General features: G+C 37.2%; 15 protein-coding genes, 1 tRNA gene, 2 pseudogenes and 1 CRISPR repeat array. Of the genes and pseudogenes, 11 read left to right on the top strand and 7 right to left on the bottom strand.

The genetic code is table 11. The annotated features are described in order from the left end of the window. Position 1: 1 nt before the first annotated feature. Positions 2-335: direct repeats of the CRISPR family, unit length 27 nt; unit sequence CAATTAGGGTCTCCAATAAATAGAGAC. Positions 336-553: 218 nt separating this feature from the next. The 3 genes and pseudogenes from cas2 to EA365_13705 form a co-directional block, all read right to left on the bottom strand. After that, entirely contained in the window at positions 554-832 is a 279-nt protein-coding gene (gene cas2 / locus EA365_13715) for a CRISPR-associated endonuclease Cas2 (protein ID TVQ42983.1), read from the bottom strand. A gap of 2 nt (positions 833-834) precedes the next feature. After that, entirely contained in the window at positions 835-1,827 is a 993-nt protein-coding gene (cas1, locus tag EA365_13710) for a CRISPR-associated endonuclease Cas1 (GenBank protein ID TVQ42981.1), read from the bottom strand. Between the two features lie 125 nt (positions 1,828-1,952). Beyond that, positions 1,953-2,138: pseudogene (locus tag EA365_13705) on the bottom strand (hypothetical protein). Positions 2,139-2,343: 205 nt separating this feature from the next. Here EA365_13705 and cas10 point away from each other — a divergent pair. From cas10 to EA365_13670, 7 genes are read left to right on the top strand one after another with little or no spacing between them, the layout of a single operon-like run. Further along, positions 2,344-5,199 (top strand): type III-B CRISPR-associated protein Cas10/Cmr2, encoded by a 2,856-nt coding sequence (gene cas10, locus EA365_13700; GenBank protein ID TVQ42980.1) that lies wholly within the window; start codon positions 2,344-2,346, stop codon positions 5,197-5,199. Positions 5,200-5,202: 3 nt separating this feature from the next. Next, positions 5,203-6,303, top strand: coding sequence for a CRISPR-associated protein Cmr3 (locus tag EA365_13695; GenBank protein ID TVQ42979.1), 1,101 nt, complete (start codon positions 5,203-5,205; stop codon positions 6,301-6,303). A gap of 2 nt (positions 6,304-6,305) precedes the next feature. Then, positions 6,306-7,082 carry a type III-B CRISPR module RAMP protein Cmr4 gene (gene cmr4, locus EA365_13690; GenBank protein TVQ42982.1) on the top strand — a complete coding sequence of 259 codons (777 nt, stop codon included), beginning with the start codon at positions 6,306-6,308 and terminating at the stop codon, positions 7,080-7,082. Between the two features lie 7 nt (positions 7,083-7,089). Further along, on the top strand, positions 7,090-7,485 hold the full coding sequence (locus tag EA365_13685; GenBank protein ID TVQ42978.1) for a hypothetical protein: 396 nt from the start codon (positions 7,090-7,092) through the stop codon (positions 7,483-7,485). Positions 7,486-7,490: 5 nt separating this feature from the next. Continuing rightward, complete coding sequence (locus EA365_13680) at positions 7,491-9,287, top strand: type III-B CRISPR module RAMP protein Cmr6 (protein TVQ42977.1); 1,797 nt, start codon at positions 7,491-7,493, stop codon at positions 9,285-9,287. A 16-nt stretch (positions 9,288-9,303) separates the two neighbouring features. Further along, on the top strand, positions 9,304-11,040 hold the full coding sequence (locus tag EA365_13675) for a hypothetical protein (protein TVQ42976.1): 1,737 nt from the start codon (positions 9,304-9,306) through the stop codon (positions 11,038-11,040). 17 nt (positions 11,041-11,057) lie between these two features. Continuing rightward, entirely contained in the window at positions 11,058-12,482 is a 1,425-nt protein-coding gene (locus EA365_13670; protein TVQ42975.1) for a hypothetical protein, read from the top strand. Positions 12,483-12,490: 8 nt separating this feature from the next. On the opposite strand, the gene EA365_13665 is transcribed toward EA365_13670, so the two are convergent. Further along, positions 12,491-12,564: transfer RNA gene (locus tag EA365_13665), tRNA-Val, on the bottom strand. A gap of 56 nt (positions 12,565-12,620) precedes the next feature. Beyond that, complete coding sequence (locus EA365_13660; protein TVQ42974.1) at positions 12,621-13,385, bottom strand: polyprenol monophosphomannose synthase; 765 nt, start codon at positions 13,383-13,385, stop codon at positions 12,621-12,623. A gap of 39 nt (positions 13,386-13,424) precedes the next feature. Between EA365_13660 and EA365_13655 the strand changes: the two genes are divergently transcribed. From EA365_13655 to EA365_13645, 3 genes and pseudogenes are all read left to right on the top strand, one after another. Further along, positions 13,425-13,628, top strand: coding sequence for a DUF751 family protein (locus tag EA365_13655; GenBank protein TVQ42973.1), 204 nt, complete (start codon positions 13,425-13,427; stop codon positions 13,626-13,628). Then, positions 13,629-15,767, top strand: a complete 2,139-nt coding sequence (locus tag EA365_13650) for an RNA-binding transcriptional accessory protein (protein ID TVQ42972.1) — start codon at positions 13,629-13,631, stop codon at positions 15,765-15,767. Positions 15,768-15,810: 43 nt separating this feature from the next. Then, positions 15,811-16,365: pseudogene (locus EA365_13645) on the top strand (DUF3747 domain-containing protein). A 269-nt stretch (positions 16,366-16,634) separates the two neighbouring features. Here EA365_13645 and sigC read toward each other — a convergent pair. Then, complete coding sequence (gene sigC / locus EA365_13640; GenBank protein ID TVQ42971.1) at positions 16,635-17,819, bottom strand: RNA polymerase sigma factor SigC; 1,185 nt, start codon at positions 17,817-17,819, stop codon at positions 16,635-16,637. 113 nt (positions 17,820-17,932) lie between these two features. Between sigC and EA365_13635 the strand changes: the two genes are divergently transcribed. Further along, positions 17,933-18,649: a 16S rRNA (uracil(1498)-N(3))-methyltransferase gene (locus EA365_13635; GenBank protein TVQ42970.1), complete on the top strand. Its 717-nt coding sequence runs from the start codon at positions 17,933-17,935 to the stop codon at positions 18,647-18,649. On the opposite strand, the gene EA365_13630 is transcribed toward EA365_13635, so the two are convergent. Next, positions 18,646-20,073, bottom strand: coding sequence for a glutamate--tRNA ligase (locus EA365_13630; protein ID TVQ42969.1), 1,428 nt, complete (start codon positions 20,071-20,073; stop codon positions 18,646-18,648). The two genes, EA365_13635 and EA365_13630, sit on opposite strands and share 4 nt — an antisense overlap. Positions 20,074-20,368 lie beyond the last annotated feature (295 nt).

Genomic DNA, 20,368 nt, shown 5'->3' with positions numbered 1-20,368 from the left:
TCAATTAGCGTCTCCAATAAATAGAGACTTAACAACCAGAAACAAAGGCAAGATATCCCCAAACAGCAAGTTTCCAATCAATTAGGGTCTCCAATAAATAGAGACCAGATAGCCATAGTTGGTTGTCTATGTCCTTGTTAAATGTTTCCAATCAATTAGGGTCTCCAATAAATAGAGACAGGAGGGATTTATGATAGCAGAAGAACTCCCTTATTCAATGTTCGGTGTTTCCAATCAATTAGGGTCTCCAATAAATAGAGACCAGAAGAAAAAGTGCAGTCATTTTTTCTTTATATAGAGTTTCCAATCAATTAGGGTCTCCAATAAATAGAGACCTACCCCTATTAAACACCATATTTAATCAAATGTCTAGAGGCAATTTGCGAGGGGTTCGGTTGACGAAAACATCAACCAGGCATTTTTCGAGAAAAAAATCGCTAGAACCCTTATCCAGAGGTATGTCGAGGTTCACAACGAGATAATCGATATTTGAGCCCAATTTAAGTGACCCTCGCAAATTGTAGCGAAAAATGTAACTAATCGCAATTCAAAATTAGACAACAATTGAACTAGGTGCTTCTGTAATAGGAGGACCACCCCACGCTTCTACTTGGTCAAGAGTATGTCTAGACACCGAGTAAAAGCGAATATTATCCTCCTCAGATTTAAAGACGTATTTGAGTCTCTTTTGCAACTCGCGATATTTAGGACGAGAAAGGACACATTCAAAAACCGAATATTGCACTCTTTTACCGTATCCTTCCAGTAAATCAGCGATTTTTTTACGCCTTTTATCGCAGGGAATATCATAGACAACCACATAAAATAACATAATCATCGAATCAAATAGGGTTGATAACCTTGACCAGGTTTATAGACAAATTGCTTGTACAGCTTGACTTGTTGAGTTAATAAACTCCACCGCGGTTGATCACCGTCGTTAGGAGTTTTGATCTTCTCCTCCATGCGTCTGATAAAGGTTTGCAGATATTTTTGTCGTCCAGAACTATTCAGATAACAACCGCCGTTTTTGTACTCAAAATCTGTTTGAGAATTCATGAACTTAGTATTAACTAACCATAAAACTAAAGAGTCAACTATGGGTGCTCTAAATTCCTCGATCAAATCTGATGCTAAAGCAGCGTGACGCTCTGATTCTTGGTGTAAACAAGCGCAATAGGGATCTAATCCCTCGATTTCGATCAAAGCTAACAGATGATTCCACAACACCTGATAACCAAAACTCAGCATCGCGTTAATTGGATTACCAGGAGGTCGTCGCGATCGCCCTAAAAAGACAAACTCAGGATTGCTAAAACTCTCTCCTAGAGCAGAAAAATAAACACTAGCTCCCGCTCCCTCATAACCCATTAATTGAGCTATAGTTTCCGCTTGGTGAGCTTTCTGACTCAGATATTCTAAATTAGCGATCGCGAAATCCAGATTTTCCGAAACTCGTTTACGCTGTTGTCTGAGTAGAATAACCCGACTATTTTTTAATTTTCCTTGAACAATTCCCCTCGCTGTTACCAATCTTTCTGCGCTAGTCAACTGTTGTTGATAACGAATTAAATAACGATAACCCCTTTCTATCGGTAAGATTCTACCGTAACAATAACCCATCCGTGACAAATAGACGATGGGAATATTCCTAGATAAACAACTACGAATCAACTGAGTAGTTACTTGAGACTTACCAAAGATTAAGATTTGTTCCAATTGAGGTAATTGTGCTTCCATCAGAATCTTCTCTTTTTGTTTAACTAAGATCGTTTCTTTTTGGAGAGAGAGATAACAACCATGTTGAGAGACATAAAGACAGAGCATAATAACTATTTTTGATCCTCTTCTTCATGTCTATTTCGTTGCATCAAACCACCCTGAGGAGGATAGTTATCTCTATATCTATCTCTGAATCTAGGATAATCTCTTCTCTCAGGAGCAGTATTTAACAACCAAAAAACCACTAAATCTCCACCAGTACACACCAAAAAAGTAGCCACAGTAATAAATACCGTGTTAGTAATTACTGCAGCTAATCCCAAAGGAGCTATCAGTAAAATTGCTAGGGTAATTGCTCCATTTACTACTGCAGCTGCAATATTGCGAATCAAAGCACCGCGCATAGATAAATACATAATCTTTTCTTAACTTTTCTAATTGTTTTCTATTCTGTTATAACTGTAAATTTTAAATTTGAAAGTTAAAAATCTTTGCTAAAATTTTACAAATATTAACAATCTGTTTACATAAATAAATATTAAATAAATATTAAAAATATGGGGATAAAACAATACGTCAAATATAATTGTGAAAACAAGTAGTAAAAAGGAATTAACAACCTTGACTACAGGATATTGGCAAGCAAAAATCTGGGGATTATTACACGATCCAGCCTTGAAAGCTTTACACAACAACACAGGGAGAGGAAAAAATAGCTTTTGGCAACAATTAGAGGTAATGTCTCCTTGGGTAGAAAATAATCCCGAAGGATTAGAAGAAAATCTGTTAAAACATATCAAACTAGCAGATTATATCAGTTCAGCGAGCGATCGCGGTGCAATTAGTACCTTAGTTCAAGCGATCGATTATAACGATCAAGGTTTAGAAATAGCTCATCTTTTATCAGGAGCAAAACAGCACCTAAAACTCAAAGATAACACTCATCAACAATTAATTAATAATAGGCTAGAGTTTTTACAAGCAAAAGAACAAGATTTACAGCAACAAATACCTGAAGATGTTAGTAAAGATCCTCGTCAATTGTTTTGGTGGTTATGGCGCTGTCTTCCCGAGAAAACCTGTGAGTTATTTAATAACGAAACAGCATTATTATTAATGCCAGGAGAAACCAGATTACCCGATAGCAGCATCTGGAGTCATACTAGTTTGACTGCGGCTTTAGCTGGTGCTTTAGCAGGGTATGATTTAACCACAGAAGAATTAGAAAAACCAACAAATCAAGAAAACCTCTCTCATCCCTATCTAGCTAGCTTTACCTTTTCACCAGTACAAGAATTAATCAAAGCTAGTCGTAAGATGAAAGACTTTTGGGCAGGTTCATGGATATTACACTATCTCTCAGCTAAAGTATGTTGGGGTTTAGCCTGGAAATATGGACCAGATTGCTTTATTTATCCCAATTTATACGGTCAACCCCTGATAGATTATTGGATTAATCAAAAATTTGGTAATTGGGTCAAAAAACCGAGCGATCGCTCCTTACTAACCGCAGGGTTTCCCAACGTCATAGTCTTAATCTTACCAGAAGCCAAAGTAGCAGGCGCGATGCAGCACGCTAAAAGTCTATTACTAGAAGAATGGCACAAAATCGCGGATTTAGCCTTAGAAGAATTACAAGATAAGCGTCACTGGTTACCTCAGCTTAAAGCAGAAAGTAAAACCTGGAAAGGGTGGTTAAACGCCCAATGGCAAACCTATTGGACAGCTGTTCCCATTGGTAGTAAACAAGCAGAATTCCAGAGTGACAATTTAACCGATTCGCCAAATAGAGTAGAAGAGTGGATAAAACAACAAAATACTTCTTATGGAATAGAAGGGACAAAATTAGCCTTATTTCAACAAGAAGAGAAAGAATTTCTGCAAAAAGCAGCTCAAGAACAGAAAGAAAACTTTAGTATTAACGTAGGGTCATGGTGGGCGCCCATCTTTGACCAAACCCGTATAGCCTTAGCAACGGTTAAAAACGCTCGTAATTGGGAGATTCCTACGGTATTTGGACCACGTTCCACCATTTCTGGTATAGGTTGCGTAGTTCATCCCCAAAACAAAGATACAGACTGGATTAGTGAAGGAGAAACCAAAAAATATTGGCAACATCACGCGGGAGTTTTTGACGGAATCGAACAACTCAACGCTACCGAAACAGTAAAACGAGTCTTAGAGAAGATTTTACCCCAATTATTAGACTCAGTTAATCTCATTCCCTCCTATCCCGACTTAACTTCAGGAGTAGCAGGTTATCTCAGAGTCAACGGTAAAGAAGCCCAAGAACACTTTGAGAAAGCTTGTCACGGGATTTTTGAGCAATTTCGTCATCAAATCGACATACCTAACGAAAAATGGGGGATTCCTTATCAAGACGCCCAAAAACCCAGATATCATCCTCGCTTACTGAATTCAGGTTGGTTAATGGAAGACATGAAAGAAGAAATTACCGACAAAAACCAACTCAGAAACCAGCTACAAAACACAATTAATACTTATTATCCCCAAAACAACCCTACAGACTGGTACGTTTTAGCCGCAGGGGATGGGGATGGCATGAGTGAATGGCTTAAAGGGAAGAAAATGCAACCCTATCAAAATTATATAGCAACTGGCTTAGATTTAGACAAAACCATTCCCGAATTTAGAGAATTTCTGCAAGTCAATAAAAGAATGGGACCATCTACCCATAATGCCTTATCTCGGGCTTTATTAGACTTCTCTAACCAACTCCTACCCTATCTTACCGAAAATAGATACAGTGGACGCTTAATTTATGGTGGAGGAGACGACGTTTTAGCTTATACTAATCTATGGGAATGGGATAGATGGTTATGGGATATTCGCCAATGTTTCCGTGGAGATAAAGATAGAGAATTTACTAACCAAGGTGACTACTGGTGTTGGCAAGATACAGCTAACCTTCCTGAAAACCTTTCTAATCGACCTCTGTTTACCATGGGGAGAGAAGCTACCATCAGCTTTGGCATCATTATCGCACATCATTCTGTTCCCTTAGCGATCGCCCTAGAAAACCTCTGGTTAGCGGAAGAAGAAGCCAAAGAACATCTTACCCCATCTAAACAGAAAAAAGACGCAGTCCAAGTCAGAGTCATCTACGGTAATGGTAACATTCTCCAAGCTACCAGCAAATTTGCAGTTTTTCAACAATGGCAACGACTCATAGCAATACCAGAGATAGAAAGTAGTTTATTTGAACAAGCAGCCAACCTCTGGTTAGATCATCCCATACCCTGTGAGAGTGCGATTCATCCTTGGGTAAAAGCTTTTTGTGAACGTAGAGAGAAACTAACCTCCAACAAACAAGAGGAATTCTCCCAAAAACTCAATAACTTTTTACAGCAATTATGGCAAACCACACCCCAAACAGACTTAAATCTAGCAGTGAAAAACTGGTTAAAACTAGCCGCTTTTACCATTCGTAACCGTCAAATCAAACTAGGAGTTTAACCCATGTATTGGTATAGCATCACTCCCCTAGACGTGATTTTACTACGAGACGCCAAACCCTTTTCACCTGGTACTAGGGCTTGGGCTGGTAGTATTTTCCCTCCCAATGGACATACAATAGTAGGAGCTTTAAGGAGTATTCTACCGAATAAATCAGATATTCAACTCAAAGGCGTCTTTTTCTGTCGAGAAACAGCCAATCAAGACCATTTATTATACTTACCACGTCCTTTTGGCTTTCTCAAATCTCAAGCACTAATTCCCTTAACTTGGTACGATAACCACTATCTTAATCAAATTATCTGGGATAAACAGCAAACCTGTCCACTGGTAGCCGAAACTAAAGATTACAATTCTCAAACAGAAGACGAGGAAGAAGAGGAAAAAAAATACCGTCAGTTTTTACCTTGGGATATAGTCGCTAAATATCTAGACACAGGAAAAATAGCAGCTTCAGACTGGGAATTACAACACCCTGGAGAAGACAAACCCTGGACAATAGAAACCCGTTCTCATAATACTATTCAAGCAGATACTAAACAAGTAAAAGATAGTGATGGTTACTTCGTCGAAAACGCCATACGCTTAAAAACAGGATGGAAACTAGCGATCGCCCTTGATCAAAACACTCATTCTAGTATCTCTAACCTAGTTCCCCTAACCCTACGCTTAGGAGGAGAAGCACATAGAGTTATCCTAGAAAGACAAGAAAACCTTGACCAACAGTGGGAGAAATTAACCCAACTATCCCAAGCCAATCAACAACGAGACAGTAAAGCGATCGCCTATTTAATCACCCCTGGGGTATTTGAACGTTATTGTCACCATCAAGCCATCTGTCGCCCTTATCCCTGGGAATGGAAAGATGATCTCATCAGCATCGCTACAGATAGGGCGATACCCATCGCTTGTCGTATTCGGGATAAAGACAATGCTAACAGAAGTATTCCCGCCCCCCAAGTTTTCGCCGCCCCTCCAGGAAGTCAATACTATCTAGACTCTCCTAAACCCCTCTTTCAAGACTCAGCCGCAGCGCCACCAGTAGTCAGCAAATGGCGTCAACTCGGCTACTGTGAACTATTATGGCTCAATTATCAGGAGTAAAAATGCTTAATTACACATACTGTTATCTCATTTCTCCCCTACATACAGGTGGCACAACCCAAGAAGGTAACTTAGTAGGGATAGCTAGAGAATCCCATACTAAAATACCCTATATACCCTCAAGTACCATTAGAGGTAAACTCAGAGCAATAATACCAGATCAAACTACCCGTTTTCGATTATTTGGTAATGAATTAACCCAAGCAGAACAACTAGAACAGGGTAATATCTGGATTGGAGATGGTTTAATTATCTGGTTTCCTATTCCTTCTCTTAGTCATGGTGTGATCTGGATTTCTTCTCCTTTTCTACTGAGAAGATGGTGTAGAGGACAAGAAAACTTACTAAATAATCTACCCAGAGAATTTAGTAATAATTTTGCCAATGGCACAACTTCAGTATATCTCAAAGATGCTATTATACCCAGTGAACAACTTACCAAGTGGGATAATTGGCAAGACTTTGTACCATCTGGTGCAGGTATCAACAAAGTATTAATACTACCAGACCAACACTGCGCAACCTTGATTGAAATGAGTTTATGGCGACAAGTCAAAATTAAGCTAGACCAAAATAAAACAGTTGATGGAGGCTTTCGTTATGAAGAAGCTATTCCACCAGATACCCTAATCTATTTTACCTGGGGTACAACCTTTCAAGCTAATGGGCAAGGTAATCAATCTCAACAAGATTTTGCCAACTTAATTGAGGATAACCCCATCATTCAAATCGGTGGACAAGAAAGCTTAGGTAGAGGTTTTCTACAAATACTTAACTAGGATAATTATGACTACATTAGATACCAGAACAATCATTACTCCCGTGTATGAGGCACTTAGCGGTTTAAGAAACCAATATAATAAGAATAACACCCGCCTCAAAGAACAAAAAAACCAAGCAGTTGAACTATATACCTATTTAGCTACTTGGGGAATGATGCGTCTTAAAGCAGAAGAAAAAGCACTTAGTCAAGATGGTAAAAAAGACGTGGTCAAAAAATACTTTCAATGTCTAGCACAAATTACCTCTAAACCAAATTTAGCCCAAGATTCAGGTTTAGACACCCTTAAAACTCTCAGTAGCGATGAGTATTTAGGTTTGACAGGATTAGGATTGGCGATCGCTCAAGAATTTGGCTTTTGGGCAACAGCTATATATGCTGATATTACAGGAGATGATTAGAGTTTATGCGAGATAGACCAATACCGAGAAACAGTAATAACCAACCACGAACAACTAATTCAAGTTTACCTATGACCACTCCATCTTCTCCTAATCCCTGGTTAAACGAACCAATTAACCCTGATAACACAGCCAGTTTTGTAGAATATCTACGCTGGATGCGTCCCTATAGCGATGATAAGTATAGAGAGGGAACTAAACTAGAAATCATGCAAAAAGCGGTTAAAAACGCTGATTATCGTCAACGTCTAGAATTACTAAGCGATCGCACTAAAAAAATAGCGGGAGAAGGTAACTATTTTCAAGTAAAATGTCCTTGGCGCATTAGAGTAGGTGGTCACCGCGGTCCAGAAAGTATTCTTCTGCCTGCTTTTGACGCCTTGGGAATGCCCTATATACCATCGGCTACTCTTAAAGGTATAGCGAGAAATCAAGCAATTCGAGCAAAAATAAAAACGCAAAATCTCAGTTGGGAAGCAGCCGAAAAAGCGATCGCCCCCTATTTTGGTTCTCTAGATACAGCCAATCCAGCTAATCAAGCAGGTAAGGTAGTCTTTCTTGACGCTTACCCTATTCCTACCCAAACGGGAGGATTAAACCTGGATATGGCTAATAATATTTGGCAATGGGAAGGTAACCAACTTAAATATAGTCCTAATCCTAATACCTTTTACTCTTTACAAAAAAGCACTTTTTTAATTGGTATTCGTTTAGCTAGTACTTGTAAAGATCTCAATATCCTTAAACAAGTCAAACAGTGGTTAATCGAGGGTTTAAAAGATGGTATTGGCGCTCAAGTAAATAGTGGTTATGGACAATTAATCACAGCAGGAGAAAAAAATAACACAGCTTCTATTCTCAAGTTAGAATTTGAATTAGAAGGTCAACTCATCCACGGTTATCAAGAATTTGAGAGATGGCAATGGCATGATCCCAGTAGTAGTTATAGACTTAGAACTAAACCTTGTGCTGAAGTGCGCACCACCGCTTTTAAATCTATGTTGCGCTATTGGTTTAGAGTCATCAGTCTTGGTGTATTAACCCCTAACAAAGTCAAAGAATGGGAAGCTATTTTATTTGGTGCTATAGATCCACAGAGTTACGGTTGGGTTAAATTTAATCTTACTGAGGGAAGAGTATTCCCCGAAACTAAAGATCGAGTTGGAAAACAAACAGGAACTTTAATACTTACTCACGCTAATAATGCTCCAGAAAATCAACACAACCTCATCACTACACTATTTAAGAATCTGACCTGGTTAATGTTGAACCTAGGTGGAGTGGGACAAGGTGCGAGACGTCCTTATTACACAAGAAGTGGTAACCCACGTCATCGCGGTTGTATATTTTATCTCGAAGACAATTACTGGTATTTAGCAGACACTCCGCGACGATCCGCAGATTTATTTAAAGGGAAATTTCAAGATTTTTACAGTAGTTTACAACAATTGACTGGACAAACTTGCGATATACAACAATTAAACAGCTTTAATACCCCTACCGCCAATCAATGGTATGAAGTTATAGACTCTCATTGTCGCATTCTTTTATGTACTGGAAGTTCTCCCAATCATAAACCCTTCGCCCTTTCTGTATTACATAGTAACCCGTTAAAAGTTGGTGGTAATTATGACCCCAAATTATGTGGAACAGTTAGAGGACAAGTCAAACCCTCTCCCGTCTGGATTGTAGATCAAGAAAAATTTCAAATTGTCACTATTTTTGGTGCTACTGAGAATCCTAGAAAACAATATCTAAGAATGTTAAAAGATCAATCAAAAAATATTTACAGAATCATCTAATGCCAGAATCAAAACCATGGCTATACTAATTGCCAACATCGGAACATCTGATTTAGCTGTTAAAAGACCAGAAGGTTTTCTACCTATTGGGTTTGATAGAAATGAACGCTGTATTGATTATAATGATTTAACAGATCAAGAAAAAACTTTTTGGTCTAATCGCGAGCAAAATATCTTAGAATTGTGCTCTAAAACTAAACTCAATTCAATTATAGAAAAAAACGGCAAAAAATTACTTTCCTTTCGCATTCTCACTCACAGAATTCTTGAGATTTACCAACAAGAAGATAAAGTAGAAGCCCTATCGGAATTAATCTCTCCTGTTCGTATTCTGGGAGTTATTCAAAAAGCCTATCATGAGTTTGATGTACGCAAAGCTTATCTATTTGTCACTAATCAAGAACCTGAACAAGAACAAGATACAATCTACTTATTTGCTATTTTAAAAATATGGTTAAACAGAGACTTACCAGACCTTGAATTAATTAAGGTTGAACTTCCCAAATCTTTTCAACCTATCGATCAAGATGCCTTACTAAACTATTATTACAATTTTTTTCTTGATTTACAAACAACAATCACAGCAGATGAGGTTATTTTAGTAAATACCAAAGGTGGCACACCGCAAATGCAAAATGCACTTAAGTTACAATCAGTAGCTATAGGCAAACAAAAATTACTGTTTATTGACCCCATTTTATCGATTAAACAAATTATAGCTGGACAACCTCCTCAATGTAATTTAACTTCTTATTGGCAATATTTACGTCAACAAAAATACCAAACTGTTCAGCAATTACTAAAGCGTTGGGATTTTGATGGTGCGATTGATATTCTCGATAGTTGGCAAAAGGTTTTAAGTTTTTTACAAAGTCACCAGGTTATTGATGTAGAAAAAGTAAGCAAAAGTAATGAACTCGTGAAAGCGGTTATCTCTGTTTTAAATACTGGTCGTTCTCTCTTAGATTGTGATGTAGAAGCAGGAAGAAAAAGCTTAAATCAATTGCCCGAAGCCTATATAAATCAAGTCACAAAAATACAAGAGTTTATTAGTCCAGAAAAATATGACAACATCTTTAATCTATACACACAAATCATGATTTATTGTGAGTTAAACAAAGTTGGTAATATTTTGACGGTGTTAGCTTCTTTTTATGATGTTGTCCTTACTGAATTAATTAAACTTAGCGGAGGTAATAAATATCTCAATAATTATGATAAATTAAAGTTAGAGTTTCTCAAACAAGATCTAGGAGAAGACTTTTATCAACAAAATCTTAATGTGATAAACCAATTAAACAGTAGAAAAATACTAGATTCCTACTCAAAAAAACAATTTATCGGTTTGCTGGTAAAATATCGCCAAGAAAACAAAAATCTTCAGGATCTTGATAATTGGGAACAAGAATTAATCCCTTTACCTGAAGGAACATTGCCAAGAAGAGATCAGCAAGTAAAAGGTTTAAAAGGACTCTTGAGGACTTTAGACTACTGGATGGATCAACGTAACCAATTAATACACGAAGGAAGAGGTTTCGCCATTGACAGTATTTCTGAACTCAATCAAATACGAAGTAATACAGGTTGTGCTTATGAAAGCATTCCAGAAGTGCTGCAAATAATCATGAATCATCCTTTGTTAAAGTTAAAAAATTATTATAAAAAGCAATTTATCAATACTAAACAATACTATATCTATTCAGAGGTTAGAGATTGGGCGATTACTCATCTACTCGAAGACTTAAAAAACTAGAATCAGTAAGGGGAAATATGACTATTTTAATCGCAACCATTGGTACTAGAGACCTAATGTATCAAATTCAATCAGGAGAATGGTATAACGTAGGAGACGATCGCCTACAAAATGGTCAAATTATTGGTGAACAATTCGAAGTTATTGACGATTTAGGTTTAAATCCCGAAGAATATGGCAATTATCGTCCTTTAACTGAGTATATCTGGTCAGAAAGAGAATTACTAATCGACCAACTTAAACCCGTAATTATCGGTAAATTATTATTAGATAAAGCTCAAGAACTTAGTCATGTTTATCTGGTAGTTACTAACCAAAATGAAGAAGTAGAACCAAGAAAAAAAGATACTATTTTTGCTGGTAAAATTATTAAATATTGGTTAGAAAAGCTTAATAATAATCTCCAAGTTACTATCATAAATTTAGGAGAAAATAACGAAAATCCCTCTGATTTTGAACAGATTTTTAAATGGTGGCAAACAACTTGGCGCGAACACATAAAAGTAAATAATCAAGAAAAAATTATACTTTGTTTAAAAGGTGGTGTTGGTCAAACATCAGAAGCTGCCAGAATATCAGGCTTAAGTTTATACGGTGAACAAATAGAATTTTATGAATTTCAACAGCATAAAACTAATCGTCAAGGGATTCCTTCACCTTATCTTGGTCCTTTTTTGGGGACTAATTATCTTTGGGATAGAGTTAGAAAAGAATCCCTACAGTTACTAGAAAATTATAATTATGCAGCAGTTGAGGAGATTTTAAAACCTTATTTTCAGCAAGATACTAAACTCTGGAGTTCTACTCCTACCTTAATTAAAGCTAGTATATTTTGGCAACAAGGGCGATTTGAATCATTTTATAATTTAGCTAAACAATCATTACCACAGAGAACTAAATATTGGATGGCTTATGAACAAGCTTATACAGCTATAGTTAGAATAGAACAACAAAACACTACCGAAGCTATGTTACATAGTTTTCGCTCTGTAGAAGGGTTAATCTTAGAGTGGCTTAAAGAAAATTACTCTCAATATATTACACACTATCAACCCAATCAATATCCTAAGCTTAAAAAAACTATCTCACAAGAATTTTCTAATCTCAACTTAGATTTTCAAGGAAAAAATGAAATCATATTACAAGGATGGCAACAAATAGAATTAATAAAAACTGTTTTACCTAATTTATTAAATAATCAAGATTTTCAAGCATTTATAAATACTAGAGACTGGAGAAATACTCTTTCTCATAATTTAGGAGGAATCGGCGAACAAGATTTATTTAAAGCTTGGGGAGTAAATAATTTACAGGAGTGGAAAAAACGTTTGATTAAATGTTTAAATGCTATTACTCAAGAAAATTATTCTAGCCTCTATCAAGCTAGTCTGTTTGCTTGTCTTCATCATCAAGTTAAAGAAAAAATTGCTAAGATGATCTAAACTTTCTATGGACACAACTGGATTCGAACCAGTGACCTCTACGATGTCAACGTAGCGCTCTAACCAACTGAGCTATGCGTCCTTGCGAATATTTATAATAACATTAAAATGATTCTTTGACAAGCACTAAGGCTAAAATTAAACAGAAAAGCGGAGTTTCAATAGATGTTGCAGATACTCTAAATACTGTTTCCAGGTAACCTTACTCGCTCCTGCTTGACGTTCCTCAAAAACATAACCACATTCGGCTATTTGATTAATCCTACCACGAGCAGTGACTTCAATTAAAATCTTATAACCAATCGGAGAGAGAGGAATTTGAGCGATCGCCTTTCTACGCACTATAAAATAACCACTCAGAGGATCACAAAGACGAGTAATTACTTCCGGAAGAATCAATAAACCCAACATCTGCGCACCCCGAGATAAAAAACGTCTCCACAGATTCCACTCACTCACTCCACCTCCTTCAACGTGACGACTAGCTACCGCTAAATCTACCCCTGAATCTATCAACTCTAGGAGTTGTAATAACACTTCGGGAGGATGTTGTAAATCGGCGTCAATAACACCCAATAATTCTCCTGTAGCTACCTGCCAACCTCTTAACACCGCGGTTGAGAGTCCTTTTTCTTGAGTACGTCGCATTACTTTTAACTGGGGGTACTCAGGTAATAACTCTAAAGCTAATTTCCAGGTATAATCGGGACTATCGTCATCAACGACGATTAATTCATAATCTCGATTAGCTAATAATTTGCTTAAGACTCTGATGATCTTTTGGATATTTTCTCCCTCGTTATAAGTGGGAAGAATCAGAGAGAGTTTCCGAGAGTACCCATTAGGGATGATTAAACTGCCAGAAGGAACAGGTGTCAATAGATCAGCCGTCGAAAAAATCATGATAACATTGTTATACTAAATCAAAACTCTATTTTAGCTATGCAGGAATTCTTTGAAAACGTTTTTCGTTATCCACGTTATCTAATTAGTCTGATTTTGGGGATATTTATCTCATTTTTCAGCAGATTTAAGCCATTTCTACAAAATCCCGTCACCGCGATCGCCCTAGCTGGTACTTTAGCTGGAGCTTTCGCTTTCTTATTTTTTACCCTCAAAGCTATGTTAGGTTTAAATAGTATCTAGATGTCTCCTCTGGTTAAAGTTATCGCTACTGAGTTATCTATACAAACTCAGCAAGTACAGAACACCTTAGATTTATTACAAGAGGGAGCAACTATCCCTTTTATCGCTCGTTATCGCAAAGAAAAAACGGGGAATTTAGACGAAACCCAATTACGCAACATAGCAGATAGATATCAGTATCTCAGTGAATTAAGCGATCGCCAACAAGTTATCTTAGAGTCTATCTCCGCTCAAAATCGTCTTACTTCCGAACTTGAAACACAAATCAACAATTGTTGGCAAAAAAGTACACTCGAAGATCTCTATCTACCTTATAAACCTAAACGTCGAACTAAAGCAACCATTGCTAGAGAAAAAGGTTTAACAGCATTAGCAGAACAAATTAAATCTCAAAAGGTCAATAATTTAACCCAACTAGCCGCAGAATACTGTACTAATCATAACTTAGATTTAACAGCACTAGAAGCTCTTCAAGGAGTTGGAGATATAATAGCCGAGGAAATCTCCGAAAAATCTCAATTAAGAAGTTATTTAAGAGATTATCTCTCAGGAAAAGCACAATTAAAAACCACAATTAAAGCAGAATATCCCGAAGGAAGCACCAAATATGAAATGTATCGTGACTTCGGGATAAGTATAACTAAAGTTTCTCCCCATCAAGTTTTAGCCATATTTCGTGGTGAAAAGGAGGGAATTTTAAGCCTTCAATTAGAATATGATAAAGACTTAGTCATAACCGAGTTATACTCTCGGGAAATTAAAACTAAACAGAGTGAAGTAAGAGAATTTTATCAGAAAATAATTATCGATAGCTTTAAAAGATTAATAGAGCCATCTTTAATCAGAGAAATAAGAACAGAATTAAAAAACTGGGCAGATTTAGCCTCAATTGAAACTTTTGCTAGCAATTTACGAGAATTATTATTAGCTCCACCCGCGGGAATGAAACCAACCTTAGCCATAGATCCAGGCTTACGCACAGGGTGTAAAGTAGTAGTGTTGACAGAAACTGGTAAATTTTGTGCTTATCAAGTAATTTATCCTCATTCAGGAGCAAGCAAACAAGAAGAAGCGAGTAAACAAATTAGAGAGATATTAAATAAATATCAGGTAGAATTAATAGCTATTGGTAATGGTACAGCATCTAGAGAAACAGAGAAATTTATCAGAGAAACTGTATCAGAATTAGTAAATAAACCGCAAATTGTGATCGTAAATGAAGCGGGAGCATCTGTCTATTCAGCAAGTGATTTAGCTAGAGCAGAATTTCCCGATTTAGACGTAACTATTCGCGGTGCAATTAGTATCGGGAGACGTTTACAAGATCCTCTCGCCGAATTAGTCAAAATTGACCCCAAATCAATAGGAGTAGGACAATATCAACACGACGTTGACCAAAAATTACTTAAGAAAAAATTAGTAGAAACAGTAGAAAGTTGTGTTAATTATGTGGGAGTAGATCTTAATACCGCTTCTAGAGAATTATTGAGTTATATATCAGGAATTACCCCAACTTTAGCCAACAATATAGTTAAATATAGAGATGATAATGGCGCTTTTGTTAATCGTAAACAATTACTAAAAGTTACCAAATTAGGCAACAAAGCTTTTGAACAAGCAGCAGGATTTTTACGCATTCATAATGGAGAAAATCCTCTAGACAATACGTCTGTACATCCAGAAAGTTATTCTCTAGTAGAAAACATCCTCAAAAGCTTGAATATACCTTTATTAGAAATAAGTCACTATAGTTCACAATTACAAGCATTAGATTTACAACAATTTGTGACACCAGCAATAGGATTACTAACTTTAAAAGATATATGTACAGAATTAGTTAAACCTAGAAGAGATCCACGTTCACAATTTCAAGGGGTTAATTTTAAATCAGGAGTAGAAGAATTAGAAGATTTAGAGATAGGGATGGAATTAGAAGGAATTGTAACAAATGTCGTTAACTTTGGTGCTTTTGTAGATATTGGGGTACACCAAGATGGTTTAGTCCATATTTCCCAATTAGCCGATCGCTTTGTTAGAGATACCCACGAAGTGGTAAAAGTAGGACAAATAGTCAAAGTCAGGGTGTTAGAAGTAAATTTAGAACTCAGAAGAATTAGCCTCACGATGAAATCTGACTAATGTTATACTGAACTCTAGAATAATCCCGTTGGTGTGATTGGATATGAAACTAAATAAATTGATTCAAGTCTCTGCGATAGCAGCGACAACCTTTGTTAGTGTTTTGGGATTCAATAGCGTTGACGCTAGTACCTTCACAGAAACAGAAATTGACCAAGAAAAAGTAACAGCGATCGCTCGTCCTTTTGGTGGTAATCAACACGATTTACTGATCATCGAACAAATCGCCGATAAACAAGATTGTTGGCAAGAATTAGAGAGCAGTTCTGGTACAGTAGTAGTTGAACCATTATTACTTAACTTCGATTTTACAGGCATTTGTCAACGTAGCACCGATAGCAACGGTTACTCTATTCGTGTTAATGGTCAAGATTTGGGTATGGATTATATGCTCAACGTCGTTCCACGGGATGGAGAATTAGTCTTAGTAGGAGTTTCCAGAAGCGATCGCTCGGCCCCTGAATTATTGATTGGTTCAACCAAGGGGATGTCTCAAGGTTTCCTCAAAATACATCTCTATCCGGGTTGGCGTTTTACCAGAAGAACTTATGAAGGTAAAGTCTTAGGTCATATCTATTTGAGTACAACTAACTCAGCAACTGATTCTCAAGGAGTTTCTCAATTACCAGATGCTAATCCTACCAATGATACACCTGGTATGCCAACTACTCCTACAGATCCTACTTTACCAACAGAGCCAACTCTACCTACACAACCAGGTACAACTACGATACCAACCACTACTACTCCTACAGATCCTAATTCACCAACTCTACCCACAGAGCCAGATTTACCGACTCTACCTACAGAGCCAGATTTACCTACTCTACCTACAGAGCCAGATTTACCTACTACTCCAGGGATGAATTAATCTAGGTAATGTCTAATGGAATGGCGACGTTTGGGTTGTCTGAGTTTTTGCATTGCTTTAGCTTCAATTTGTCTGACTCTTTCGCGAGATAAAGCTAGGGTACGCCCAATATCAGCTAGGGAATAACATTTACCCTCTTTTAACCCGTAACGGAGAGAGATTACTTCTCTCTCTTTGTTCGTTAAATTAGCTAATAATTTTTCAAGATCTTCCTGTAGTGATTCTTGCACTAAGACTTCCTCGGGTGAAGATTGACTGGTTTCGATTAAGTCTCCGAGTTCAGTATCTTTGTCTTTACCGACTTTAATCTCTAGGGATACAGATCGAGGTACACGAGCGAGAATCTCTCTGACTTGTTGAGCAGAGATTCCTAATTCTCCGGCAATATCTTCAATAGTTGGGGTATAACCTTGTTGTTGTGAGATTTTGCGTTGTGCTTTTTTGATTTTATTAAGTTTTTCGGTGATATGTACGGGAATACGAATAGTGTGACTTTGAGTAGCGATCGCTCTAGTAATTCCTTGACGTATCCACCAATAAGCATAAGTGCTAAAACGATAACCTTTGGTGGGGTCAAATTTATCTACGGCTTTTTCTAAACCTAGACTTCCTTCTTGAATTAAATCGAGTAATTCTAAACCCCGATTTTGATATTTTTTAGCTACAGAAACCACTAAACGCAAATTAGCTGCGATCATCTTTTCTTTAGCTTCTAGTCCTGTTTTTTGTATTGCTTCTAGTTCAGAAGTGGAAATATTAGCGATTTGCGCCCAACGGGATTTTCCTTGACTGAGAATTTGTCTAAGTTCACTGCTTTCTAGGTTAACAAATGTACTCCAAGTCTTTAAAGAAGGACGATGACCAAATTTAGCTGTTAAATAATCATGGATAGAGATTAATCTAGTGTATTCTTGAATTAAAGCGTCTTCTAAAGCTTGATGTCTGATTTCTAACAAGTTTAGATAACGTTGTATTTTTTGGGCTAAGCAGACTTCATCTGCTTTGCTCAGTAAAGGTACTTTACCAATATCTTGAAGATATAATCTTACTAAATCGCTACTATGAGTCTTTGTAGATTGTTTATCTTGATTCGTGTTTACATCTAAATCAATCAAATCCTCTGTAGGGATGAAATAATTTTCTTTAAATTGACTAGGGGGAGATGTTAAAGTAGTGACCATAATAGATTCGCTAATAGATTAATCTAATTGGGAAAGAATTACTCTCTCTGTTATTAGAGTTCCCAAAATTAACCTTAAACTCAACAGCAATCTTGATTAATTTCTGAAACTATATGCTCTATCGAATAGTAATAGAATCTGAACAGGTTAATAATGAGCAAATTTACTTAAAAAACGAACAATTACACTACTTAGAAAGAGTAGTTCGCTTAAATCGGGGCGATCGCTTTATCGCTATGGATGGACTCGGTAACTCTTGGTTAGTTACTCTTAAGGATAATCAAGGATTAATTATTTCAACCTTAGATACTCATCTAACTGAGTTACCTTGCCGTTTAACTTTGGTGAGTGCTATTGTTAAAGGGGATGGTTTTGCTGAGATTGTCCGCTGTTGTACTGAATTAGGTGTCTCTCAAATTATCCCTACTTTAACTACTCGGACTATTAACCAGCCGAGCAGTAATAAAGTAGCGAGATGGCGTAAAATCGCTATTGAAGCTGTAGAACAATCAGAACGTCTTATTGTACCTGATATTAGTGACCCTATCTCCTTTGAGCAGGTACTGACAACCGTAATTTCACCTGAAAAAAATAATTATTTATGTGTTACTCGTGTAAATACCCCTCACTTACTTAACTGTTTAGATGAATTAAAATCTCCTGAAATAGTAATTATGACAGGTCCAGAGGGAGGATGGACACCCCAAGAAATAGAAACGGCGATCGCCGCAGGTTGTCAAGGGGTTAATCTTGGTCAACGTATCTTACGCGCGGTGACCGCACCAATTATGGCGACAGCTTTAGTCGCTGCTAGATCTGAATCTAGTTAAATTTTCACTGCTTGTTGCAAACGCAGTTTATCCCAACCCTTGTGATGAAGTAGTAACCAGGATTGAATTAAATCAGGACCATGTAATTCTCCCATTAAACCTGCGCGTAAAGATCGCATTACTAAACCTTTTTTTACTTTTTGGGTTTTGGTGATGCTATTGATCATTTCTTTAGCCTGGATTTGATCTAGAGTGATTCCTGATTTTAAACTCTCGGAGATAGTATTAATCACCATCTGCGCTTCTGCTTGCTCTAAAAAAGTAGCAGCTTCTTCATTGAGAGCTAGTTTTTCTCCAAATAACAGACGACTTTCACTAACCGCGTCAGTCAGACGAGTTAAACTAGGTGCAATCAAGGCGGTAAGATCAATTAACCAGGGGCGATCGCTTTGAGGATCAAGAGGATAACCCGCATTTTGCCAATAGGGAATTAATAAATCTACTAATTCTGTTGGAGGTAATTGGTGTATATATTGACTATTAAGCCAATCTAGTTTAGCCCAATCGAATTTAGCACCTGCAGAATTAACTCTCTCTAGGTTAAATTTAGTCGCTGCTTCAGCTAGAGTAAAGATTTCTTGACCATCTGGTGGTGTCCAACCCAACAAAGTCATATAATTAGCCATAGCTTGGGGTAAAAAGCCCATGTTACGAAAGTCGTCGATAGAGGTAACCCCATCCCGTTTAGAGAGTTTACGTCCTTCGCTATTGAGAATCAGGGGTGTATGGGCGAATTGAGGTACTGTCCCTCCTAAAGCTTCATAGAGGAGGATTTGTTTAGCGGTATTAGCGATATGATCTTCACCACGGATAACGTGGGTAATCTGCATATCGATATCATCAACCACTACGGCTAAATTATAGAGGGGTTGACCATCTTTAGCTCTAGCTATGACCATATCTCCCCCTAAGTCGCTACCTTTCCAGGTGACTTTACCTCTAATTTGGTCTGACCATTCAATCAGGCGATCGTCATCTATTTTAAAGCGAATTACTGGTTTTCTGCCTTCTGCTTCGTATTTAGCTTCTTGTTCGGGGCTTAAATCCCGATGACGGTTATCGTAGCGAGGTGCTAGTTTTTGGGCTTTTTGTTGTTCTCGTAAACTTTCTAATTCTTCGGGAGTACAATAACAACGGTAGGCTAGACCTTTTTCTAGTAGGGTTTGGATACTTTGACTATATAAATCTAATCTTTGGGTTTGAAAATATGGTCCTTCATCCCAGTTTAAGCCTAACCATTCTAACCCTGTTTTGATATTCTCTGTATATTCAGCTCGCGATCGCTCTGTATCTGTATCTTCGATCCTCAGAATGAATGTACCTTTTTGATTACGAGCATATAGCCAATTAAAAACAGCGGTTCTGGCTGTACCTATATGTAAATTTCCTGTAGGACTTGGTGCTATTCTAACTCGAACTGTCATTATTTGTGATTTTAGTTACGTGACACACTCCTACACCAAATCAAAGATTATGGAGTAGGCTTCTTGTCTTTCACCTATGTAGATGATTGACCGTTTTTGAGTGAGGCGATGCCCATCCCCACTTTTGATTTAACCAGCTTTTTAAGCTTTGTTAAACCTATTTTATTATACAGCATAAAATTGCAATTCATCTCACACTTAACAAAAATTAAAGTGTGATGCTTCTTGCAGCTAAGCTAATTACCAAAAAAATGGGTTAAAGCCTCGTCCTGAACAGGCGACTTTTATTTTTCTC

Origin of the sequence: Gloeocapsa sp. DLM2.Bin57 (assembly GCA_007693955.1) — a bacterium.
Taxonomy (GTDB): domain Bacteria; phylum Cyanobacteriota; class Cyanobacteriia; order Cyanobacteriales; family Gloeocapsaceae; genus Gloeocapsa.
This window is presented reverse-complemented; position numbering and strand designations above follow the sequence as displayed.

Coding starts and splice junctions, on each gene's coding strand:
- cas2 (TVQ42983.1), bottom strand. CDS start 832: ATGTTATTTTATGTGGTTGTCTATGATATTCCCTGCGATAAAAGGCGT.
- cas1 (TVQ42981.1), bottom strand. CDS start 1,827: ATGCTCTGTCTTTATGTCTCTCAACATGGTTGTTATCTCTCTCTCCAA.
- EA365_13695 (TVQ42979.1), top strand. CDS start 5,203: ATGTATTGGTATAGCATCACTCCCCTAGACGTGATTTTACTACGAGAC.
- cmr4 (TVQ42982.1), top strand. CDS start 6,306: ATGCTTAATTACACATACTGTTATCTCATTTCTCCCCTACATACAGGT.
- EA365_13685 (TVQ42978.1), top strand. CDS start 7,090: ATGACTACATTAGATACCAGAACAATCATTACTCCCGTGTATGAGGCA.
- EA365_13680 (TVQ42977.1), top strand. CDS start 7,491: ATGCGAGATAGACCAATACCGAGAAACAGTAATAACCAACCACGAACA.
- EA365_13675 (TVQ42976.1), top strand. CDS start 9,304: ATGGCTATACTAATTGCCAACATCGGAACATCTGATTTAGCTGTTAAA.
- EA365_13670 (TVQ42975.1), top strand. CDS start 11,058: ATGACTATTTTAATCGCAACCATTGGTACTAGAGACCTAATGTATCAA.
- EA365_13660 (TVQ42974.1), bottom strand. CDS start 13,385: ATGATTTTTTCGACGGCTGATCTATTGACACCTGTTCCTTCTGGCAGT.
- EA365_13655 (TVQ42973.1), top strand. CDS start 13,425: ATGCAGGAATTCTTTGAAAACGTTTTTCGTTATCCACGTTATCTAATT.
- EA365_13650 (TVQ42972.1), top strand. CDS start 13,629: ATGTCTCCTCTGGTTAAAGTTATCGCTACTGAGTTATCTATACAAACT.
- sigC (TVQ42971.1), bottom strand. CDS start 17,819: ATGGTCACTACTTTAACATCTCCCCCTAGTCAATTTAAAGAAAATTAT.
- EA365_13635 (TVQ42970.1), top strand. CDS start 17,933: ATGCTCTATCGAATAGTAATAGAATCTGAACAGGTTAATAATGAGCAA.
- EA365_13630 (TVQ42969.1), bottom strand. CDS start 20,073: ATGACAGTTCGAGTTAGAATAGCACCAAGTCCTACAGGAAATTTACAT.